The sequence below is a fragment of the Larkinella fluvii genome, assembly GCF_051857545.1.
Classification (GTDB): domain Bacteria; phylum Bacteroidota; class Bacteroidia; order Cytophagales; family Spirosomataceae; genus Larkinella.
Genome location: NZ_JBPZHB010000011.1, coordinates 67,904 through 90,783 on the forward strand (window position 1 = coordinate 67,904; position 22,880 = coordinate 90,783).

17 protein-coding genes are annotated in these 22,880 nt (G+C 52.3%); 4 read left to right on the forward strand and 13 right to left on the reverse strand.

Going from position 1 to position 22,880, the window contains the following annotated elements; all coding sequences use genetic code 11:
• Positions 1 to 14: 14 nt before the first annotated feature.
• The 5 genes from ACS5NO_RS27165 to ACS5NO_RS27185 form a co-directional block, all read right to left on the reverse strand.
• Positions 15 to 1,310 carry a sensor histidine kinase gene (locus tag ACS5NO_RS27165; RefSeq protein WP_439418042.1) on the reverse strand — a complete coding sequence of 432 codons (1,296 nt, stop codon included), beginning with the start codon at positions 1,308 to 1,310 and terminating at the stop codon, positions 15 to 17.
• Between the two features lie 108 nt (positions 1,311 to 1,418).
• Positions 1,419 to 1,607 (reverse strand): hypothetical protein, encoded by a 189-nt coding sequence (locus tag ACS5NO_RS27170; protein WP_439418043.1) that lies wholly within the window; start codon positions 1,605 to 1,607, stop codon positions 1,419 to 1,421.
• Entirely contained in the window at positions 1,597 to 2,808 is a 1,212-nt protein-coding gene (locus ACS5NO_RS27175) for a PepSY-associated TM helix domain-containing protein (RefSeq protein WP_439418044.1), read from the reverse strand. Before ACS5NO_RS27175 ends, ACS5NO_RS27170 begins: the two co-directional genes overlap by 11 nt.
• A gap of 24 nt (positions 2,809 to 2,832) precedes the next feature.
• The gene (locus ACS5NO_RS27180; protein ID WP_439418045.1) at positions 2,833 to 4,035 is read right to left on the reverse strand and encodes a DUF4374 domain-containing protein; all 1,203 of its coding nucleotides are present in this window, start codon (positions 4,033 to 4,035) and stop codon (positions 2,833 to 2,835) included.
• Positions 4,036 to 4,061: 26 nt separating this feature from the next.
• Positions 4,062 to 6,434 carry a TonB-dependent receptor gene (locus tag ACS5NO_RS27185; RefSeq protein ID WP_439418046.1) on the reverse strand — a complete coding sequence of 791 codons (2,373 nt, stop codon included), beginning with the start codon at positions 6,432 to 6,434 and terminating at the stop codon, positions 4,062 to 4,064.
• 133 nt (positions 6,435 to 6,567) lie between these two features.
• On the opposite strand from ACS5NO_RS27185, the gene ACS5NO_RS27190 reads away from it, so the two are divergent.
• Complete coding sequence (locus ACS5NO_RS27190; RefSeq protein WP_439418047.1) at positions 6,568 to 7,578, forward strand: helix-turn-helix transcriptional regulator; 1,011 nt, start codon at positions 6,568 to 6,570, stop codon at positions 7,576 to 7,578.
• 107 nt (positions 7,579 to 7,685) lie between these two features.
• Entirely contained in the window at positions 7,686 to 8,102 is a 417-nt protein-coding gene (locus tag ACS5NO_RS27195) for a hypothetical protein (RefSeq protein WP_439418048.1), read from the forward strand.
• Between the two features lie 2 nt (positions 8,103 to 8,104).
• Here the strand turns inward: ACS5NO_RS27195 and ACS5NO_RS27200 are convergent, their stop codons facing one another.
• The 3 genes from ACS5NO_RS27200 to ACS5NO_RS27210 all read right to left on the reverse strand — a co-directional run bounded on the left by ACS5NO_RS27200 (position 8,105) and on the right by ACS5NO_RS27210 (position 12,262).
• Positions 8,105 to 8,854 (reverse strand): LytR/AlgR family response regulator transcription factor, encoded by a 750-nt coding sequence (locus ACS5NO_RS27200; RefSeq protein ID WP_439418049.1) that lies wholly within the window; start codon positions 8,852 to 8,854, stop codon positions 8,105 to 8,107.
• Positions 8,851 to 10,878 (reverse strand): tetratricopeptide repeat protein, encoded by a 2,028-nt coding sequence (locus tag ACS5NO_RS27205; RefSeq protein ID WP_439418050.1) that lies wholly within the window; start codon positions 10,876 to 10,878, stop codon positions 8,851 to 8,853. The genes ACS5NO_RS27200 and ACS5NO_RS27205 overlap by 4 nt, the downstream gene beginning before the upstream one ends.
• Positions 10,879 to 10,978: 100 nt before the next feature.
• Entirely contained in the window at positions 10,979 to 12,262 is a 1,284-nt protein-coding gene (locus ACS5NO_RS27210) for a hypothetical protein (RefSeq protein WP_439418051.1), read from the reverse strand.
• Between the two features lie 236 nt (positions 12,263 to 12,498).
• Between ACS5NO_RS27210 and ACS5NO_RS27215 the strand changes: the two genes are divergently transcribed.
• A complete protein-coding gene (locus tag ACS5NO_RS27215) occupies positions 12,499 to 13,728 on the forward strand; it encodes a DegT/DnrJ/EryC1/StrS family aminotransferase (protein ID WP_439418052.1) in 1,230 nt (409 codons plus the stop codon).
• 102 nt (positions 13,729 to 13,830) lie between these two features.
• Positions 13,831 to 16,149, forward strand: a complete 2,319-nt coding sequence (locus tag ACS5NO_RS27220) for a hypothetical protein (protein WP_439418053.1) — start codon at positions 13,831 to 13,833, stop codon at positions 16,147 to 16,149.
• Between the two features lie 106 nt (positions 16,150 to 16,255).
• Here the strand turns inward: ACS5NO_RS27220 and ACS5NO_RS27225 are convergent, their stop codons facing one another.
• The 5 genes from ACS5NO_RS27225 to ACS5NO_RS27245 all read right to left on the reverse strand — a co-directional run bounded on the left by ACS5NO_RS27225 (position 16,256) and on the right by ACS5NO_RS27245 (position 22,837).
• Complete coding sequence (locus ACS5NO_RS27225) at positions 16,256 to 16,954, reverse strand: 3-keto-disaccharide hydrolase (RefSeq protein WP_439418054.1); 699 nt, start codon at positions 16,952 to 16,954, stop codon at positions 16,256 to 16,258.
• A 142-nt stretch (positions 16,955 to 17,096) separates the two neighbouring features.
• A complete protein-coding gene (locus ACS5NO_RS27230) occupies positions 17,097 to 18,260 on the reverse strand; it encodes a DNA-binding transcriptional regulator (protein ID WP_439418055.1) in 1,164 nt (387 codons plus the stop codon).
• Between the two features lie 123 nt (positions 18,261 to 18,383).
• The gene (locus ACS5NO_RS27235; RefSeq protein ID WP_114407865.1) at positions 18,384 to 19,637 is read right to left on the reverse strand and encodes an MFS transporter; all 1,254 of its coding nucleotides are present in this window, start codon (positions 19,635 to 19,637) and stop codon (positions 18,384 to 18,386) included.
• A gap of 13 nt (positions 19,638 to 19,650) precedes the next feature.
• On the reverse strand, positions 19,651 to 20,199 hold the full coding sequence (locus ACS5NO_RS27240; protein ID WP_439418056.1) for a hypothetical protein: 549 nt from the start codon (positions 20,197 to 20,199) through the stop codon (positions 19,651 to 19,653).
• 70 nt (positions 20,200 to 20,269) lie between these two features.
• Positions 20,270 to 22,837: a family 20 glycosylhydrolase gene (locus tag ACS5NO_RS27245; protein WP_439418057.1), complete on the reverse strand. Its 2,568-nt coding sequence runs from the start codon at positions 22,835 to 22,837 to the stop codon at positions 20,270 to 20,272.
• Between the last annotated feature and the right edge of the window lie 43 nt (positions 22,838 to 22,880).

The window sequence follows — 22,880 nt, forward strand, 5'->3', positions numbered from 1 at the left end:
AACCACCTGGAAGGTTAATTTTTTGCCTGTATTGCCAACGGCAACGCCAGAAAAAATGTAGTTCCTACCTTTTCTTGGCTTTCAAACCAGATGGCTCCCTGCTGGGCTTCGGCATATTCCTTGCAGAGAAAAAGACCCAACCCGACGCCCCGCTCGTTGTTGGTTCCGAAGGTGGGCTGGGCTTTCAGCGAAAAAAGCCGGGGCTTGTCCGCTTCTTTAATGCCGCGACCAGTGTCTTTCACCGTAATCAGACCGCTCGTATCGGTCCGGGTGGCTTCAATCGTGATCTGTCCGCCGGTGGGCGTAAATTTGATGGCATTCCCGACCAAATTTCGTACAATCAGTTGCAGCAGGTTGCCATCCGCCAGCACGTTCGGCAACCCATCGACCCGGAATATCAGTTGGATTTCTTTTTGAGCAGCCAGCGGTTTGTAAATTTCGATGATGGGTTTCAGACACACACCGACGTTGACCGGCGCCAGCGAAACCGTCGTTCCCCGCATCTGGCCTGTCGACCACGACAGCAGGTTTACCAGCATTTCCTGCGTATGATTAATGCCTACCAACAGTTCCGATTCGATCTTTTTCCGCTCATCGGAATGGAGTTCTATTTGTTTTAAGGCCTCCAAATACTGCTGAACCGAAGCCAGGGGCGACCGCAAATCGTGCGAAACAATCGAAAAGAGCTTGTTCTTCTCCTCATTCAATCGCTCAAACACCACCGACCGTTCCTCCACCCGCTTTTGTTCCAGTTTGTAGGCCTTGGTAAAAAAGAGGGTGCCAAAGTAGAGAAAAAAAACGTTGACGCTATACGTCGAAGCCAGATCGACGGTCTGCGCCAGCCGGGTCGGATAGGTTTCAACAATCAATTGCGGATACAGGTATTCGATCGTTAACAGAGAAAGTACAATCGTTAGATTGAACAAAACCCAGAACAGGGAGTGCCGGGACGGTCCGGCAATCAGGAGTAAAAACAACGTAATGGTAAAGCTCAGGAGCGAAGCCCCGCTCATGCCTGAATTAAAAAAGTAGTTTACTGCAAACAGGATCGTGATCGTGACCCCGGCAATCGTGAGGGCGGCAACAAACTTTTTCCGGATCCGCGTCAGGTAGTAGACAAAACCGCTAACACCAAAAAGCACCGTGCAGATCCACCCGGTTTCGGGCAGTCCGACGGAAAAGCTGAACGGGATATTATATCCCATCACAACCAGAATCAGTACACAAATGGCACTGAAGATCCGTGCTTCGAGTGAGAACCCGTCCGGACTACCAATCAGCTTGTATAACGTATCTTTAACAACTCTCAATCGGTTCGGCTCCCTTAAATCTCGCTTTTTGCGGGGCAAATATATCAACAAAAAGGGAAGAAGTGCCGATTTGTTCATCTGCAACGCCTTCCCGGATCAGGCGCCGGCCTAATGCTCCCTGCGTTTGGTCGATGGCCGGTTCACAAACCAGCCCACGACGACCAACGGAATCCCCAGCGAAACCCAGGAAAGAAAATCCATAAAACCGTCGCCAATCAAGGCAACGATCAAACCAAAAAGGCTCACCAACGCCAGCAAGAGCGGAATGGTCCAGATGTGCCAGAAATCACGATTCATACCCCTCTCCTTTCCCGCCACTCAGCGCCAGTATTTCAGAATCTTCCAGCTTTTGAACCGCCTTTTGCGAGTTGGACTTTCCGAGTCGGGCAATTTTCGCCTGCGTGGCTTTGTTGCGCGCAAACCACAAATACAAACCGCTACCGAGCACCACAATCGTGATGAGATCGAAAACCGCCCAGATAATTTTCAGGGGTAAGCCGCCGTAGTCGCCAAAGTGCAGCGGTTGGGATATAAACAGGGCGTTGACATACCAGGGCATGGTTCGCATGTCGGTGAGTTTACCGGTTTTGGCATCGACCAGGGCGGGTTTGATCAGCCGTTCGGTCAGGGGTGTTTTGCCTTTGACAAAAATGGCGTAATGGTGTTTGCTGCTGAAGCCCGTCCCCGGATAAGCCGCCAGATACGGTTCCATGCCGGGGTCGGCTTTGCGGGCGATGGCAAAGGCCTGATCGAGCGAACTGAGTTTTCCGGTCAACGGGGCCGCGTCTTTATACGGGGCCGTCATTTCGGAAAGCTGCCCTACCTGCCACAAGCCCAGCACCACCTCCGATAGCGTGTTGATGACACCCGTGAGCCCGACCACCGTCGCCCAGGCAATGGTAACTACGCCGAGCAGGTTGTGCAGATCGAGCCATTTCAGCCGCGTCGATTTTTCGGTGCGCACCAGTCCGAACTCAAACCGCTTCATGATCGGTCCGTAAAGCATCATGCCGGAGATGATGGCTACGACAAACAGGATGCCCATCAACCCCAGAAACAATTTACCGCCGATGCCCATGAACATATCGATGTGCAGTTGCAGCATCACATACATGAACCCTTCCTGGTAATTGGGCTCTTCCAGCACCTGCGCCGTCCGATCATCGAGAATCACAATTTTGTAGTTATCGGGTGGGGCATCGACCGAATCCGACAGGCTCAGCGAAACCGTATTGGGCTGGTGTTCATCCCAGAACAGAAACCGGATTACCTTGGTGGGATTCAGCTTCAGACCGGTTTCCACCAGCCGGTCCAGACTCGCTTTGGGGGTGCTGGCGGGCAGGGTTGGTGCCAGTTGTTTGCCTTCCAGTTCTTCAATTTCCTCGTGGAAAATCAGCGGGAGGCCCGTCAGACACAGCATCAGCAGAAAAGCCGTGCAGATCAGACTGGTCCATTTGTGGATCTGAAACCAGGTTTGGATGGATTTTACGTTGCTCATGACCGATCGGATTTACTGTTTGTTTTACTGTAACTTGGCAAAACCCCAGGTAAAACCGTCGTGGGTGTTGTTGAAGACCTGCGTGGCTTTGGTGCCGTCCAGCACGTAATACCCGTCGATTTTCTGGTCTTTGTTCTTCACCCAGAAATAGATTTTTCCGTCAATCTCGGTGATGGCCTGCTCGTTGGCATACGAATAATGGTGCTGCGGCATCCCTTCAATTTTCGTTTTTTGTAGGGTCGTCATATCGATTACGTAGTAATCCCAGATGATCGCAGTCAGGTTGCTGTAATCCGGTTTCAGCGGTTCGGATGGGATTTCTGTGTAAAATTTTCCGCCTTTGACCAGGCCCATCGAGATCGCCATGGCCGTCTGAAAATCCGTCCCTTTCAGTTTCCAGGTCCGGTCAAAATCCGTTTCTCCCTTTTTGATGCGGATCACGGCCGGGTTCGTAAAACCGTCGGTCAAACCGGTGCTGTACAGATACAATGCGCCATCGTCGCCAATTGTCCACATTTTATTGGCGGACGAACCCCAGCCAATTCCTTTCTGGCCGTCATATTGGATCGTTTTTTCCAGCTTGTCGGTCGCCATGTCGATCACGGCAAACTCCACGTAATTATACAGATCATCGCCGTAGCCCTGCTGCGCTTTCGTGCCATACGTAATCCCGGCATACAGTTTTCCATCCTTGGCGGCAATCGTGTGTTTGCCAACCGCCTGGTATTCGACGCCCGCTTTTTGCAACGACGACAGGTCGATTTCGCCCGTGCGCTGCATGGTTGTGGGATTGAATTTTTGCAGCTTGAGAGTCCCCCGGGTTTCGTCGAGGTAATAGCCGCTGGTTTCGGAAACCACCAGAAACTGGGTTGCGCCAGCAATGAACCCTTCGTCTTTCAAACTGCCGTCGTCGGTCACCGTAAACTTCTGTAGGCCCACTTCGCCAGCCGCATTGGCGCGGTTGAACAGCCATTTCCCGAACGTACGAAACCCAAACGCCTGGGTTAGCTGCAACGATTTGGGTTGAATATCAACGATGTTTCCGGAAGGCATCCCGTTAAAAGCCGTCAGATAGCCCGGCGCCTGAAACTGCACCACATCCGTCATCAGCACGTATTTGGCATTGTCGGTTGGCGTCGGATTTTCATCGGTGCTGTCTTTCGAACACCCCGCGAAAAGGGCCAGGGTCAGACAGGAAAGTGCAAATTGGGTCAGTACTTTTTTCATGGGTATGGGTAATAAAATGAAGCGATTTATTTCAGGATGTAATTCACTTTAAGATGCACACTTCGGCCCGCGTTCTGAATCCGGAAGTTGTCGAAAACCGGGCTATCGAAGATATTTTTGACCTGTAAACCGACCGAAAACCGGTCATTGACGGGGTTGTACGTCATTCCCATCGAATGCAGTTGCTGGTTCGGAATGATGTTCGGGGCGTTGAACTGAGCTTTTCCCCATAGCCCCAGAAAACCGTTCGGCTCCAGTGATTTTGGAATGTAATCCAGGTAATATTCCCGGACGAACATGAAATAATAGTATAGATTCAGCCGATCGTGGCCCGCAAACAGACGCGGAAGGGTACCATTCAGCCCCAGATTGGCGAAAAAGTAGGGCGTGTTGCGCAACCGCGATCCCTGCGTTGTCTGGTTTCCCGTGTTAAACAGCCGAAAATCCTGCCAGGTGAAATTGCCGTTGGCCCGTAGCCAATGCGTCAGAGACACTGTGGCGTCGGCTTCTACCCCCAACCCTTTGACGTTGTTTACGTTCTGATTCTGGGTGAAGAAAATATTCACCGGCACCCGCAGGATCAAATCGCGCGTAATGCGGTAAAATGAATTGAGTTCGAAGCTGTAGCGACCCGGTTTTTCAGTCCGGTAACCCAGGTTGAAATTGGTACTTCGTTCGGGTTTGAGTTCAAAGTTGGCAATATGAAAATTCCCGTCGCCGAAGAGTTCGTCCTGTTCCGGCAGCCGGGTGGCCACCTCCGCCGACGCCCGAACGAAGGCGTTGGCCCCGAGCGAAAGTTTGGCGGCTCCGGCCATTCCCCACCGGTTTGAGGTTTCCGAACGCGGTATCACGGTTCCATAATAATCGGTATCAGTCGCATCGACACTGGAATGATAATACTTAACGATCAGATTCGTAGCCATTTTCTCCTCCAGCCACTTCGATTCCAGGCCCAGAGCGGTAATCAGCTTGGTGTAGTGAGCGGCTGGCGCCAGGATGTCCATGCCGTTTTTGAAGGTTAGCCCCAGCGGATCTTTTCCCCGCCGAACCAGCCTCGCCGACACGACATTCAATTCCAGTTTATTCCGGTCATCGAGCTGGTAGGCCAGGTTAGAGCGGGAGGTGAAATACGAAAAATCAATGTCCGACAACGAACCCCGCGTTGAGGTTTCGCCCGTTCGCGAAGGGCTTGGTCTAAAATTTCCGTACCAATCGTAAACGCCCCGCGCCGTATCGATCTGCTGAACGTGGATGGTGCTGGTGGTCAAAAACTGGTCGAGGCTGATTTTTCGGAACACTTTGCGATACCGCAGTGTGGGAATGACCGAATATTGCTGACTGACCGACGCGCCAAAGGGTTGCGACATGGTCGATCCGTACTGGTTCTGGCGATCGATCCGAAACCAGGTGACGCCCAGCCGCAGCTCGTCGGCCCAGCGGGTGTTGGAAAAACCGCCGTAGGCTTCGGCGTAATAATTCGTGAATCGGTTGTGAAATAACCGCACCTTCGCCTGGCTGCGGGCCGCCGTTTCCAGATCGGTGACGGTCACATTGACCTTGTAATTGTTATCGGATCGGTTGACAAACGCATCGGCACCCACGAAGAATTTCCGGGTAGTGTCGGAATAAAGGACATTCAATGAGGCCCGGTGCGTGTTAAACGATGCCATTTCGTAAGATGCCTCGGCGTAGCGGTACAGTGATCGTTTGGTCACCAGGTTGACGGCTCCGCCCAGCGCATCGGCCCCCAAACCGGCGGGCAAAACGCCTTTGTAAATCTCCACCCGTTCGAGCATATTGACCGGAACCAACGCAATGTTGTAGCCCGCGCCCAGATAATCCAGCGGAATACCGTCTTTGAAGTTTTTGATGGCCCGGTCCTGAAAACCGTTCATCATCAGGCCCGCGTTGGAACCCAAACCGCCCGTTTGCCGGATGCGGATTCCCGCCGACCGATTCATCAGCTCGACCAGCGTAGACGGCTGTTCCTGAACGGCTTTGGTATTGATAACCTCCGCTTTAATGGGTGTTTCCTTCGCCTGCTGGGTTTCCGATTTCCCCCGCACCTGCACCTCCGTCAACTCGCGGGCTTCTTCCTGCAACACCAGATTCAGCCGAACCCGCTTCTGTCCCGTCGATTGCACGTCTCTCACGGCGGTGGTATAGCCCACGTGGGTAACCTGAATGTGATACGTGCCTTCCGGTATGCCGGTAAACTCAAAACTTCCGGCTGAATTCGTGGTGGTAAACTTTTTCAATTCCACAATGGACACCGTCGCTCCCGGTAATGCATTCCCTTTGGTCCCTTTTACCGAACCATTCCAGACGGATAAGAGACTCTGAGCCAGACAGAACCGTGATATGAGAAAAAGAAATAAAATCAAAAATCTTTTACTCATTGTATGACAGAAAGATAGAGATCATTACCTTTGATTATTAAGACTAATTCTTAATAGCTGACAAAGGTATTCTTTTCAGGGCTGGAGGAATAACGTCAGATGCAGTATTGATGACGCGAGAAGCAGAATTTCTATGAAGATTGTATTTAAATCAGAGGACCTTGAAGAAATCCAGCACATTCGTGAATACTCGGATGACTACTCGGTTCCGAACGAAATTGGCATAACCGAATACCAGGGCGAGTTCAACTATGCCGGTATTTATTCCCGTTCCCACCGGATTCATTTGAACGGGATCATTATCAGCCAGTTTCAGGTTGAACACGCAAATGCCTTTACGCAGCACATTGAGAGTGATTTTCCGTATTTACAAATGCATTTTGAAATCACAACCGGCGGCTGTGTTTACAGACCCAACGCCTGGTTCGAACCCGATACCAACATCATGACCGGGCGGCATTCGTTGCTCTTTTACCCGGCCTTAAAAGGTCATCTAACCTATTTGAAAACGCCTTTTGCATCCAGTGTTGAAATTGAATTATCGCTGGATTTCCTGCGCCGTCTTTTTAACCACGACCTTGAGCAGCTTGGTCTTTTCGGCACCCATATCGAAAAGGATGTCCCCGCGCTTCTGGGCAATGGCAGTTATCCGATCACCCCACGGATGAAGGAAATTCTGGCCGATTTGAAAGAATGCCCGTATACCGGAATATTAAAACGGATTTTTCTGGAAGCCAAAGTATGCGAGTTACTAACGCTGCAAATCGACCAGATCACCACGGCCAAAACCGCTTCCTCAACCTTAAAAAAAACCGATGTCGATAAACTTTACGAGGTCCGGGAACTCCTCAGCCAGAACCTCACGACCCCCTACTCCATCGAACAATTGTCGCGGCTTGTGGGGCTAAACCGCACCAAACTTCAGGAGGGTTTCAAGGAATTGTTTCAGACCACGATTTTCGGTTACCTGACCGATTGCCGGATGGAACAGGCCAAGGAATTGATTAGGAAGGGCCAGTTTGAAACCATTGCCGAGGTCTCCAACCTGATCGGTTACAAAAACCATCAGCATTTCACGGCCGCTTTCAAGAAGAAATTCGGGTATTTGCCCCGCGAGTTGAAAGGCGCAGTCCGCTTTCCGTGAAAGCGCTGCCACCACTTATGAAACCGGAATGACCACCTGCAAAAGCATAGTTTTCCGCTGGCTTTCAGCATGATATCTTTCAGACCAACGAACCATCTGAAAGAATCATGAAAATCGCAAAACTCCTGCTCATTCTGTCGCTCCTCCTCGCTGGCTGTTCGAAAGACAGCGAAGAAGTCGAGCCGAACCCGGATCTGGCTTCTCAGATTGTGGGGAAGTATCAGTTGCTTTCGATCACAGTCGGGAATGCCGTTACCAAATTCCCCCATACTGATGGCCGTCGGGGCGAATACGACATTGTCAGGACGGATGATACAAACGTTAAAATTATAACGTCCTATTACCTGGCCGGGGATAAGCTGTTTGCCAGCAACCTGCGGGAAGGCACTGTTTCGAAATCCGGAGATACTTACACGGTCAATGCCACGGACAAATCCGTTTTTACCATCAAAGACGGAAACCTGACCGATACCGGGATCAATTCGGAAAATCAGAAAATAGTGTCAGTGGCCAAAAAGCTCTAGTGTCAAATCAGGTCCATCAGGCGCAGAAAATCCTCTTTTTTCCGGCGGGAAACGTCGATATGATGCCCCTCGGAAAGGATGACGTAACCGCCTTCGCCCTTGACGTATTTCTGAACATGCCGGACGTTGATGAGGGCGGAATGGTGAACCCGGCAGAAATCGGATTCGGCCAGCAGGGTTTCGAAATCCTTGAGCTTTTTGGCCACCACCACCTGCTGTTTGTTGCGCATATAGAGCGTGGTGTAGCTGCCATCGGCACGGCAAAAAATGATGCTGTCGGTATCGAAAAAGGAAATGCCGTCGAGGGCTGGCACCGCCAGCCGCTTGATTTTCCCGTCCCGAAATTGCAGGTTGTGCAAAACGGACTGATAACCGTAGGGGTTGTTCTTCAGCCGCAGCCGCTCTCCTACTTTCCGAACGGCCTGTATCAATTCGTCGACATCCAGCGGTTTGAGCAGGTAATCCAGGGCGCTGAACTTGATGGCCTGAATGGCGTAGCGGTCGTAGGCTGAGACAAAAACCACCTCAAACGTAATGGGCGACAGTTTCTGCAACACATCGAAGCCCGACATCCGGGGCATCTGAATGTCTAAAAAAACCAGATCCGGCTTGTGGGCGTGAATGGCCCGCAAACCGGCTTCGGGCGTCTCGCAACTTTCGGCGATGAAAACCTCCGGACAATATCGGGCCAGGGCCATCGCAATGGCCGCCCGCCCATCGGCTTCGTCATCCACAACAATGGTCTTGATCATGAAACGGGAATACGGATTTCGACCCGGGTTCCGGCCGGCTGGTTGAAAGCATTCATCAAATCGGTAAAGTAAATCAGTTGACTGGCGGCTCCGTGGTTCAGAAACCGCAGTCGTTCTTCCGTGATTTTCAGCCCCATCGACTTGTTTTTGATCACCGATTGTTCGTTGAGGGCGGTGGATTTTCCGCGTCCAACGCCGTTGTCTTCGATGAGGCAGGTGAGGTGTTCGCGCTGGTTGGCCACCGAAATCGCAATGGTTCCCGGTTCGTTCGAAACCCGGTGCATGAGACCGTGCCAGATGGCGTTTTCGACAAACGGTTGCAAAATCATGGATGGAATGTAGGTATCCTCCGGATCGATGCTTTCGTCGACGTCGATCCGATAATTGATTTTTCCCTTAAACCGCAGCTCTTCCAGCTCGATATACGACCGAATGGTGGCAAGCTCGCTGGTGAGCGAGATTTCCTTCGAGTCGGAGTTTTCCAGAATCAGGCGGACGAGCTTCGAGAATTTCCCCAGATAGAGCGACGCTTTTTCGGACTCCCCACTCAAAATCATCTGGTTGATGGAGTTCATGCAGTTGAACAGAAAATGCGGGTTGATCTGGGCGCGCAGGGCTTTCAGTTCCAGTTCGCTCAGTTCGCGCTGAAACCGGGCGGTTTTCAGCTCATCGTTTTTGGCTGCAATCGCTTTCTGGTTTTTGATGCGTTGCCGGACCAGAATGAAAGCCAATGCGCTCAGGATACAGAGAAATACCAAACCAATTCCATACATTCTCCGGATTGTAGCCTGCCGCAGGGCTTCCTGTTCCTGAATGGCTTTTTCCTTGGCCAGAATCGTTTTTTCCTTCGCCAGAATCTCCTTCTCTTTCGCCAGCAGCACAATCCGCTTGTCTTTTTCGCCGGTTTCGTACTTGACCTGCAATTCGTTCAGGCGACCCGAAATCTGGAGATTCATGACGCTATCCTTCGTGGCCGTGTGTTTTTTGTATTGCTCAAGGGCCTTCTGGTAATCGTCCTGAGCGGTGTAGACTTCTGACAAAGCGGCATTGGCATCGCCGATCACCGGTTTCGCTCCAATCTCTTCCGCCATTGCCAGCGCTTTCAGCAGGTTCTCTTTGGCGGCAGCGTATTGCTTCAACTTGAGTTGGGTAAATCCCACGTAATACAGGTTTCCGGCAATGTCGGCTTTGTTGGGTAATTTTTGGCGGATAGCGAGTGTTTGCTGGTAAATCGGAAGCGCTTCGGCATACTTTTCCTGCTTGTTCAACAGGGCCGCAATGTTGACATGATCTTTCACCACGGCCCACTCCATCCGCTGCTCCTTGTGGATCGCGAGTGCTTTTTGAAAATGCAGTTCCGCTTGCTTGTAGTCTTTTTTATTGGCATACGCGTTCGCCATGTTTCCGTAGGCGTTGGCCTGTGCGCCCCGGTCTTTCTCTTTCTCGAAATAAACCAGCCCACGGCGGTACGTTGCAATGGCATTGTCCCACTGCTGCATCCGTCCGTAAATGGAACCGATGGAATTGAGGTTGTTGCCCGTGGCGTAGACATCCCCTTTGGCTTCGTTGATTCGCAATGCCTCCTGGAAAGCCCGCAAACTGGCTTCGTAATTGCCCCGCTCCCGTTCCAGAACACCGGTTTCAAACTGGCCAATGCCCACTTTTACCGAATCACCGGCAGCCCGGAAATAGCGGATATACCGACCAAAATGGTCGAGCGCATTCTCAAAATCGCCCCCGTGTTTGCTGATCACCCCGTAATACAGATTGGCAACGGCAACGCCATCGGCATCGTTGGTCGCTTTTGCCACCAGAACGATGCTATCGGCATATTGCCGCGCCAGGGCCAGTTGGGTCCGGGTTTTGGCCAGTTCCCAGGCGACTCTTCGCAGCGCGTTAATCTTTTTCTGCCCAAACGGAAGTCCGGCCGACGACGCCATCAGGCTGTCGATCTTCGTTTGACCAACGCCCGGCACCGCTCCCGAAACCGTGAGCAAAAACAGGAGCAGCAGAAAATTCTTCATGCTCCAAATATAGGATAATTCGCTAGTAATGAAAGGGGTAGATAGAATTTTTAACCCTAAAAAGAGAGGACGTATGGTGCGCGCTAACGGACCGAAAAACTCACTCAAACCGCCGGTTCATGCCTTTTAACTCCCCGTGCGAATGAATCGCCACCAGCGCGATCACCGCGATAAAAACCAGCACCAGCGCAAAGCCCATCGCCCATTTCCGGGCATTCAGTTCCCGGTTTGAAAACCCCGGTTTTGTTTTTCCGATCAGGAGCATGATCACAAGCAGATTCACCACATATAGGTATTGTTCAATCCGGTAGGTACTCAGAAAGGCACCGGTTATCAGAAAGCTGTAGGCGATGTATAACCCGAAATGCCCGACAAAAAACGTCCGGACATCGTTGTAATCGTAGCTAATCCATTCGCTTTTCCGGGTCTGGTAATACTTCACAAACCAGATCGCGCTGGTGGCCAACACGGCAAGTAGCGCCACCCACCGCACCGTTTGCGCCAGCGCCGAAAGATCGCCCGTTGTAATGCGGGTGAAGTTTTCTTCCAGCTTTTTTAACTCGAAGGTCTGATCCCAGACCACAAACGGAATGAACAACACCAGCATCAACAGCGGGAACCACACGTTGGCCCGTTTCTCCCGGTTTTCGGCCGGTTCCCAGGACGACGTAAACGTACCATACGCCATCCCGGTGCCGCCGAAAAAGCCCAGGGTGTATTCCATGACATTCCAGAAATTGAATTTGATGCCCGACAAACCGCCCATCACTTGCAGGAAGTTTCCGAAGGCAAACCCGAAACCGCCCCCCAGTCCGGCAAAAACCGCCACGCGCAAGGCCGAATACTGCTTGTTCCGATACAGATACCAGGTCAGGGCCACTGCCATTCCCAGACAGGCCGCCCACATTTCGGAGCGCGGGGGCGTCATGAGCCAGCCCCATTCTTCGATCAGGAAAAAGTAAACGACAATCGCGCCCACCACCATTTCAACGATCAGATGAGGCCACGAAACGCGTTTCTTTGGCGAATCGGCCAGGGCCAGCCCGAACAAACCGCCCCCGATAAAACCGTACAAACCGCCGATGATGAACAACATCATCAGCCCATAATAAACGTTCACGAAGTCGATGCCCCGCCCGTAGCCCACCACAATGCCGTAACTCATGATACCGCCGATTCCCCAGCCAATGGCAGCCGCCAGCGTCGCTTTGAACATCCGCGCATACCAGTCGGACCGCTTGGCCACCAGCAGCACACTCAGTGCGCCGATGGCTCCGGCCCAGGCCGCGCCCTGTTCGTGACCAAACTGACCCCGGATGGCCCAGGCCGTACCCATCGACATCCCCGCAACAAGCAGGCTGGTAAAAAGCGACTTCAAATTCATGGTGGTTTCAGGAAAGGTTTCTGAGCTAATACGTTACAGGCTGCCAAACAGGCTATTCGCTCGAAAATTTCGCCGTAACAATAGCCCGAAACCCAATCGCAGCCGTATTCTAAAAGGTTTACGGTATTCGGTTTACAGTTTTCGGTTTACGGTGGCTGACGCGTATGAAGCTTGCGCCAGCCACCGTAAACCGAATACCGTAAACCGAATACCGCCACCCCCTGAACAGCATGGAAATGAAAAGTACACTGGAAACCCTGGCCATCGACGGCGGTGAGAAAACCGTGCAGACGACCTTCCCCTGGCCCATCTACGACGAAAGTGAAGTACAGGCCGTGGCCGAAGTGATTCGGAGCGGACGCTGGGGAAATCCCGACTGCGGGGAGGCCGTAGCTGCTTTCGAGCAGGCGTTTGCGGCTTATTGCGGCACAAAATACGCCGTCAGTTGTGTCAACGGTTCCGTGTCGCTCCGGCTGGCACTGATGGCCTGCGGAGTCAAACCCGGCGACGAGGTCATCGTTCCGCCCTATACCTTTATTGCGACAGCGTCTACGGTGCTGGAAGTCAATTGCGTACCGGTTTTCGTGGACATCGACCCGGAAACCTACAACCTCGATCCCAACGCCATCGAGGCCGCGATTACGGAACGAACCAAAGTGATTATTCCCGTTCACTTCGCCGGTTTGGGCTGCGACATGGATGCCATTCTGGACATTGCCCGCCGTCACAACCTGCGCGTGATTGAAGACGCGGCCCACGCCCACGGTGCCGAATACAAAGGACGAAAACTGGGCTCCATCGGCGATGCGGGCAGTTTCAGTTTTCAGTCGTCCAAAAACCTGACGAGTGGTGAAGGCGGTATGGTGGTTACAAACGACGAAACGCTGTACAAGATGATGGCGTCGCTCCGCAACGTCGGGCGGATGGAAGGCGGTCAGTGGTACGATCATTTCAACCCCGGCTGCAATTACCGCATTACCCAGATGCAGGCGGTTTTGCTCTCCCAACAACTCAACCGGCTGGAAGAACAGACGGTTTTAAGAAATGACAACGGACTGTATCTGAATGAATTACTGGCCAATATTCCCGGCATTACGCCCCTGAGCGGGGGCACGGAAGCGATTCGGCATTGCTATCACCTGTACATTTTCAAATACGATGCCACGGCGTTCGGCCCGCTTTCCCGTCACGAATTTGTGGCCCGGCTGGCGGCCGAAGGCGTTCCCTGCTCGACCGGCTATCCGCATCCGCTCTACAAACAGCCGGTTTTTCAGAACAAAAACTTCATGTGTTACGCCATTCCGGAGTCTGTCGATTACACGGCGGTGCATTGCCCGACGGCCGAACGGGCGTGCAGCGAAGAAGCCGTCTGGATTTTTCAGCACGCGATGCTGGGGAGCCGGGAAGACATGCGGTCTTTCGCGGAAGCGATCCGTAAAATTCACAGAGTTATTTCGCGGAGTTGAGCTGAGTAAAAAGAGTTAAGCAGAGTTTTTATTATTTATCTCCGCTTAGCTCTTTTTTGCTCCGCTCAACTCCGCGAAATAACCTCTACTTCCTATCTCCCAATGACCTCTCGCTTAACCCTCTTCCTTTTCTTCCTTGCATTCCAGCTTGCTGCTCAGTCGATTAGCTTGAAAAATGCAACACTTCTCGTTTCACCTTCCATTCCGTCGCCCATGCGGACCACCGCCCCGCAGATGCTGGTGGAGGAAATCGCCAAACGAACCAATAACACGCTCAAACAGTCGCAAGCCTGGCCCGGCGGTACGACACCGACGATCGTTCTGGCTCTGGCATCCGATCAGGAAATAGCTGACAAACCGGTTCCGGCCCGAACGGGAACGAATTGGCCGGAGCAAAAACCGGAGGGCTTCCGCATCGTCACCGTAGGCACAACGCTCTGGATCATCGGGGCCGATGCGCGGGGCATTCTGTTCGGCTCCGGCTGGTTGCTTCGGAATTTAAAAATGGATGCGAAGCGGCTCGAACTCGCCGGACCGGTCGAATTCGCCAGTGCGCCCGCCTACCCGATTCGCGGACACCAGTTGGGCTACCGAAATACCGCCAATTCGTACGATGCCTGGACTGTAGCCCAGTTTGACCAGTATTACCGCGAACTGGCCATTTTCGGAACCAACGCCGTCGAGGGCATTCCGTTTCACGAAGAAGGAAAAGGCAGTCCCCATTTTCCCATACCGGCCGCCCAGATGCGGGTGAGGATGAGTGAATTGTGTCAGAAATACGACATGGATTACTGGGTCTGGACCCCGGCTGAGTTTGAATTAACCGACGAAACGAAGCGAAAAGCCGAACTGGAAAACCATGAGGCTTTTTATAAATCCTGCCCCCGGCTCGATCACATTTTCGTCCCCGGCGGTGACCCCGGCGACAACCACCCGCGCGAGGTGATGGCGTTCCTGAAAGACCTCCACGGCAGGCTGGTTCAGTACCATCCGAAGGCTAAAATCTGGATTTCATTGCAGGGATTCAATACGGAGCAGGTCGATTATTTTTACAAGTACCTCGATCAGCATAAGCCCACCTGGTTGCAGGGCGTGGTGTCGGGGCCGAGCAGCCCGCCGATGGCCGAAACCCGTTTTCGCTTGCCCAAAACCTACCAACACCGCGAATATCCGGACATCACCCACAACGTTCGCTGTGAGTTTCCGGTGGAACGCTGGGACCAGGCCTACACGCTGACCCTGGGCCGCGAAGCCATTAACCCACGGCCCTTCTTCTTTGCGGATATTCACGGGAAATTTGCGCCGTTCACCGACGGTTTTGTATCATATTCCGATGGTTGTCACGACGATATCAACAAAGTGGTGTGGAGTCAGCGTGGGTGGGACCCGACCAAAGACGTCAACGAGATTCTGAACGACTACAGCCGGTTTTTCTTCGGCTGGCCCCTGGCGAGCGATGCCGCCGACGGCATTGCGGCCCTCGAAGCCAACTGGAAAGGCCCGTTGGCCCAGAATGGCGGGGTCGAAGCGACGTTCTCCTTCTGGAAAAATCTGGAAACCGCTCATCCTGAGCTGAAAACCAACTGGCGCTGGCAAATGCTGGTCCTGCGGGCAACCTACGATGCCTACACGCGTCGCCGACTGCTTTACGAACAGGGACTGGAAAAAACCGCCAACGCCTTGCTGGCGCAGGCCACCGAAACCGGTATTGAAAAAACTATGGCGTTGGCCCTAGCTACGGAAGAAAAAGCGGATAAAGAACCGATGTCGGTCGATCTGCGGAAGAAAATCGAAACGCTGTGTGCCGATTTGTACGCATCAATTGGTCTGCAAACCAGCGTCCCGAAATACAAAGCCAAGAACTATGAACGCGGCTGTTTGCTCGATTTTGTCGATTATCCGCTCAACAACCGCTGGTGGCTGGCCGATGAATTTAAGAAAATCCGGGCCATGAAAACGCCGAAAGAGCAAGTGGAACGGATGCACGTCATCGGTAATTGGGAAACGCCCGGTGTGGGGAGTTATTACGACGACGTGTCGAGTGGTGGCAACAGCCCCCGCGTGAAAACCATTTCCGAAGACGCCACGGACATTGCCTGGTGGGACAATGGCTCCAGTCGCGCCCGACTATCGACGCAAACGTTCCAGAACGAACCGGCCCTCGACTACGACAACCTCGACCCCGGCGCGCGCTACATCATCCGGGTAACGGGTTCCGGCGACGCCCTGCTGCGGGTCGACGGTATCCGTTTGAAGCCTCTTATTTACAACAAGACAACCGAAACGTTTAAGGAATGGATTGTGCCGCTTTCGCTCACGCAGGACGGTCGCATTTCCGTAACCTTCGACGAACCGGAAGAGTCACACCTCAACTGGCGCCAACACTCGAAGATTTCGGACGTGTGGTTGTTGAAGCAGTAAATCTTCGGTATACGGTTTTCAGTTTACGGTATTCGGTGGCTGACGCATTCTTTTCTCAGCGTGCGTCAGCCACCGAATACCGTAAACTGAAAACCGTATACCGTAATTACATTTCCCGAATCCGAATCTGCCGGAAAGCCGACTCATCGCCGTGGTCCTGCAACAGGAGGTGGCCTTCTTCCATGACGCCGAAATCCTCGACGGTTTTGAACTTACTTTGTGCTTTGGCCGCTTTGAACCGCTCGTCACCACGCTCATAGTCAACAACTTTGACGCCATTGAGCCAGTGTTCGACGTGCTTACCGTTCACGACCACTCGACCTTCGTTCCATTGACCGATGGGTTTCAGTTTCCGTTCGGTCGGGGCAAACAACTCGTATAAGCCCGCCGTGCGTCGTTTGTCATCTTTGTCACCGGCGATGTCTTTGTTACCCGCATCGTCGATGATCTGGTATTCGCAGCCCAGCCAGCCGCCATCGGGGTATTTTTTGACGAAATACTTCAACCCGCTGTTGGCCCCCGGCGTCAGTTTAAACTCAAACCGCAAGTCGAAATTTTTGAATTTCCGGCGCGAAACGAGGTCGCCACCCCGCTTCGATTTGTCTCCGCCTTTATTGGCCACCAGCGTTTTGTTGTCAATCGACCAGCCTTCTTTCGGAAATTGATCGAATTTAGCACTGATCCATTGGTTGGTGTTGGTACCGTCGAAAAGCCAAATCCAATCCGATTGAGCGGTTTTGGGTTGGCTTTCGGAATAAAACAACGCGTTGGTGCAAAGAAAAACCGTGATTAAAAAAGGATGCATGGGTTCTGTGGTTAAGGATTAGAAGAAGTGTTATTTCGCAGAGTTAATCAGAGAAAATCAGAGTGAAGCGGAGAGAAAATATAAAAAACTCCGCTTCACTCTTTTCCCCTCTGCTCAACTCCGCGAAATAACCTCATTTTTTCTATTTCCCCGCTACGTATTGATTCCGGAATTCACTGGGCGAACAGCCCTTCACCTGCCGGAACTGGCGAGCTATGTTCTTGCTGTCAGTCAGTCCCATATCGAGCGCAATTTCAAACACCGTCATGTCGGTTTCCAGCAGTTTCTGGGTGAATTTTTCGATGCGCAGGTTAAAGATATACTTGTAAATCGGATAACCGGTAATGGTCAAAAACCGCTTCTCCAGTGCCCGACGAGACAACGGAACCTGTCTGACAACTTCATCCACCTGGAGGTTTTTATCGATGTTCTGGTGAATGTATTTCAGTGAGGAAGCAATGTAATGATCATTGGTCGCATAGATGTCGGTCGAGTGGCGCGTCACCACCTGCGTCGGTTTTACCACAATGTCGTAAAAACCGGTCACCCCCGTCCGGATCATGTGATCGAGCAGTTTGGCCGAATCGTAGCCGCCCTTCTCCGCGTCCAGCGCAATGCTCGACAGGGGCGGATCAGACAGTTCACAGATCATTTCATCGTTGTCGACGCCCAGCACGGCCACTTCCTCAGGAATCCGAATTCCGGTTTGCCGACACGTCTCCGTAATATGCTGACCCTGACGATCATCGCAGGCCATAATCGCAATCGGCTTGGGTAAGGATTGCAGCCAATGGCTCAAGGCACTGGGTTTATAATACCACAATTCGCTGGATTGGGCCTTCGTATGTTCGAACGAATGGACGCCATACCCGGCACTTTTGATCCGGTTTTCAAACCCTTCCGCCCGCTCCCGCGACCAAACAATGTCTTTAAACCCGTAAAACGCAAACTGAGTAAAGCCTTTTTTCAGGAAGTAATCGGCCGCCATCGCCCCGGCTTCGTGATAGGCTCCGGTGATGTTCGGAATATCGTCAAACCGCTCTTTGAAGTCCTGGGCAATGACGGCAATACCGGCTTTGATGATTTCGGAAATCTCTTTGTCATTATAAAACTGTCCGATAATCCCGTCGGCTCCCCACTCTTTCGCCCATTGCAGAATGCCTTTAATGCCGATGGTTTCACGGTAAAAAAGCGGCATCCGGCAAAACACCCAGGGGCCATGTTCCCGAGAATATTTGGTAACGCCCTTCAACAGGCTTTTGCTATAGTCCTCGGCAAAGTCGATCAGGAGGATGATTTTATACATTTGTTTTGTTTCGCAGACGGGGCCGCCCGTGCGGTTTAGCGGAGAAAAAGAAGAGTTAAGCAGAGTATAAAAAATCTCTGCGTATCTCTAATTTACTCCGCTAAACTCTGCGATATAACTCTTTTACTCAAATAATTCCCGAAAACTCTTCACCGTCGCGTTGTTCACCAACGGCCTGGCCCAGATGCCGATGCTGAAAATATAGCCCAGCGTTAGCAACAGAAACAACATCGCCAGCCGCAGGCCGACCAGCTCGCCCAATCCACCGACAATTAGTGGTACGACAGCTCCGCCCGCGATGCCCGTACACAAAATCCCCGAGAACGTCCCGTGGTGGTGCGGTACCGAATTGAGCGCCAGTGATACCGTGATCGACCACATGACGGACGCGAAAAACCCGGTGAGTGGAAAGGCGTAAATTGCCAGTTCCCTGGTGCCGAACAAGCCCGCCAGCAGGGAAAGAATGGCCCCGGCGGCAAACAGCATCAACACCCGGCGGCTGTCGAAGATCTTGAGCAACAACAAGCCGAGCAAGCATCCGACCGTTAGCAAACCCCAGAAATACGCGATCACGGAAGCCCCCGTGGTGGCCGGATCGACGCCGTGGTAGGTTTGGAGAAACTGGGAAGTCCAGTTGGCAATCCCCTGTTCCGTACCGACATACGCGAAAATACCGCAGAAAAACAGCCAGACGGTTTTGTTGCCAAGCAGGTCTTTAAACGCTTTGCCGGTATCGATTTTTTCATCTTCCTTCAGTTCTACTTCGGGAAACCGGACAAAGTAAATGACGACTACCATCAGCAAGGCCGTCAGGGCAAAAACCCAGTACAACGACACCCATTTTAGATTGGCCGGAACCAGTTGATTCAGGAGGGCAATCACCGACGAAGATTCTGTACCGGAATGAACATGGCTTACTAAATAACTGTATAACAGCGGACTCAGAAACGATGCTGCGCCAAAGAATAGCTGCGCCAGTACGGAGTTAAACGCAAACTGCGCTTCGCCACCCGCCACCCGCAACAACGGATTGATCACCACCTGCAGCATCGCCATCCCGAGGCCAATCAGAAAAAGGGAGAACAGGGCAATGGAAAAACCGGGTATCAGCGCGAAGAGCAGGGCACCCGCAAAAGCCAGAAAAAAAGCCCCCAGCAACACCGGTTTTTCCCGGTATTTTTCGACCAGCAGGCCCGACGGAATCGACATCACCCCGTAGGCCACGAAGAAAGCAAACGGCAGAAAACCGGCCAGACCGATGCTTAACTCAAAACTTTTAATAATATCCGGAATCAACGGACCGAGGATATTGGTCAGAAAGGAAATAACGAAAAAGATCAGCAGAATCAGAATGACAATCAGGGAATTGTGTTTCATATAGGGGTGCTAATCAAAGCCAATAGCCAATAATGAGTTTAAAGCCAAAATGTCCATCCCACCTGGTGGCATCATCATCATAAGCGAAATACGTTCGGCCAAACTGGAGTCCAAAAGTCAGGCTCATTTTGGGACTGACCGATAAGTGGTAGCCCGGCTCCAGAAAAAAACTACTGTTGCTGTGCCGACCGAGTCGGTTTCGGGTAAAAGCATAGCCGGGAGCCAGGTAAAGGCCTTTCGACGGTTCAGCAAGGCTTTCTTTGGCCTTCAGGTAAACTGGCAGCGTGGCTTCCAGGCCCACGTGGCTAATCTGATTGCCGGTTTTCCGAATACCCAGGTTCAATACCGAAATAAGACGCAGATCGACTCGCCGGTTGAGCGTTTTTTGAATTACCACAGGCAAAATATTGAGGTCCAACTCACCTTTTTCGTAAAAGGGTTCAACCGTGACCGCCGGGTTAAGCCCAAGCATCATGGCCGATTTTTTCTGAGCCATCAAAGGCAACGTGACGAGCAATAGCAACAGGACCAGCCCGCAGCTTTCAGTCCGAAAGGCGATCATACAGTATAGAGCAAATCATCGGCAAAATGCATCAAATTATATCATTCCACCGATGATTCGCTTTTAAAGGTTAATCAATCACCGCCGTCCGGCTCGACCGGCCAGCCGCATCGAAACTCTTCAGTTTTATGGACCCCGAAACCGCCACCGGTGCCGTATACAAAGTCGATTGCGCCGTTGGCTCGGAGCCGTCGGTCGTATAACGAATCGCCAGACCCGGATATTCACTGTTCGCTTTCAACGTTCCGTTCTCCAGAATAGCTCCCGGCATCGGAATGCGGTAATTGTACCCGCCATTCAGAACCGCCAGACGCGGCAAGTCCTTTTGGCCCAGGGTGTTGGCAAATACATTCCAGCCCGACTGGATGGCCTTTTCACGAGCATCGCGGTTTTCGATGGTTTCCCACGGACGCTCGGCGGCCCAGGCACTTTCCACAAATCCGAGCAGTTTGGGTAGCGTATAATACTCGAGCATGTCACGCCCTTTCACGGTTTCACTCCAGAGTTGCGCTTCCAGGCCGATGACATTTTTACGGGCTTCCGGTTTCATCTTCTCCAAACCAGTGAATACCAGCGGTTTTCCCATGGAGGTTTTGTAGGTGGTTTTGAACATGTCGAACGGCGCAAAAGCCCAGTTGGCCCGCGTGTCGACAAAACCGCCCCAATACAGGCCCGGTTCCTGCGGATCGTTGTTGTAGGCCAGGTCGAAATAGAAGTTGGTCACGTTGCACAACACCACCGGATAGCCCGCGTTTGCCAGCCGGTTGCCCAAATCCAGATCATAAATGTTGTTCCAGATGTATGGCACCACCTTGCGACCCACGAACTCGGGATTCGGAATGTATTTTCCATCTGCCGACTTGTTCAGGGCTACTTCTTCCCAGCCGTGAATTTCCAGGTTCCGCTTTTCGAGCCGTTTCAGCAGTCGGCCAAAAAAGTATGTTTGCAGATTTTTCGGGTCTTTAATCGCCGGATTTTCCTTCAGCAACTGAGCCGCCAGCGGTGATTTGGTCCAGGCACCCTCGGCCACTTCATCGCCCCCGGCATGGAACACATCCAGTTTCAAACCGGCTTCCGCGTACATTTTGGTGATCTCGTCCACTACTTTTTCGTAGAAGTGATACGTCGATTCTTTCGCCACGCTCACTACGTTATCGGTATACGCCTGTGCCGATAAATAAACGGATTTGTCATCCGGATCGATCAGCCGGTATTCGTTCGCTTCGGCCTCCTTGCCTTCCTTCATCAAGCGTTCATACCGCGCTTCCATGGCCTTGATGGCCGCCCGCGCGTGGCCGGGAAAATTCAGTTCCGGGATCACTTTGATGTGCCGTTCGTTCGCGTATTTCAGGATTTCGATGAAATCGGCTTTCGTATAAAAACCGCTGCCGTATTTCCCCTCTTCATACGCTTTCGGCCCCGATCCGTACGACGGATGCAGTACAGACGTCTCTTTGCCGGTCGTGTGTTCGCGCTGGGCGCCCACTTTCGTCAACTCCGGCAAACCGTCGATTTCCAGCCGCCAGCCTTCGTCTTCGGTCGTGTAGAACAGAAAATGGTTCACTTTATACGTGGCGAGCAGGTCGAGGATGCGCAGAATGGTTTCCTTGGTCTGGAAATTCCGGCTGACATCCACGTGCAAACTCCGGAAGTGAAACCGGGGCGCATCCTCCACCTGGACATAATTCAGGGCCACCGCAGCCGCTGGTTTCAGGTAGGTAGCGGTTGGAATCAACGCCAGCAGGCTCTGTGTGCCGTAGAACACCCCGGCGGCATCGCTTCCGGTAATGGCAATTCCGTTGCCGTCGATGCTTAGTTTATACGCTTCTTTGGCAATCCCGTTCACCGAAACCGGCCCGGTTTTGAGCACAATGCCTTTTTCGGATGGGGCGGTATTCTTGATCGTAAAGTCGGTGCCGGTCAGCCCTTTCAATTTCTGACTCAGCAACTTCGCTTCATTTTCCAGACCGGCCCCGTAGTAAATGGAAAGTTTATTATCGAGACTGAACGTTCCCGCGCCCGCTGTGATTTTAACCGGCGACGGAATGATTTTCTGCAATTGGGACGCATCGATCAGGCTGAGTGCCAGGTTGTCCTGATACCGTTTGGCCGCCGTTTGCAGCGGCATTAAATCGTTTTTTCCGCGCAACTGCTGCTCTTTTCTGGCAAAAGGCACGACGGTATATTCCGACACCTGAACGACGTTTTCTTCCTTGCCGTCCTGGTCGTAAAAAACGAAATAAAGCCCCAGCGGAGAATCCGTGTTTTTAATGATTGCTTCGGTTCCGGCATACCGGATTTCCGTCGAATCGCCGGCTGCCAACGCAAATCCGGCATTCGGCGTCATCTTGTACCAGTCTCCATTAATGTGTTGAACCGTAGCCGGTTGAGGTGTTTTCGATGCCAGGATGGGCCGGGGCGACATGTTAAAAAATAGGGCCCAGTTTTTGTCAGTAAGGGCCGATTCGCCGTGATTTTTCAGAATGAACCGGGCTTCAAAACCGCCTTCGACATCGGTAAAATTGCTCACCAATTCCCAGGAAACGGCAATTTTTCCCGCTTCTTTTTCGGAGGATTTGCATCCGTTCAGCAGGAGTAAAACGGCAAAAAAAGCCGTAAGGCAAAAAAAGTTACGCATGGAAGGGGTCGTTAAGTAGCCTTAATAATACGGAATAGCGTAT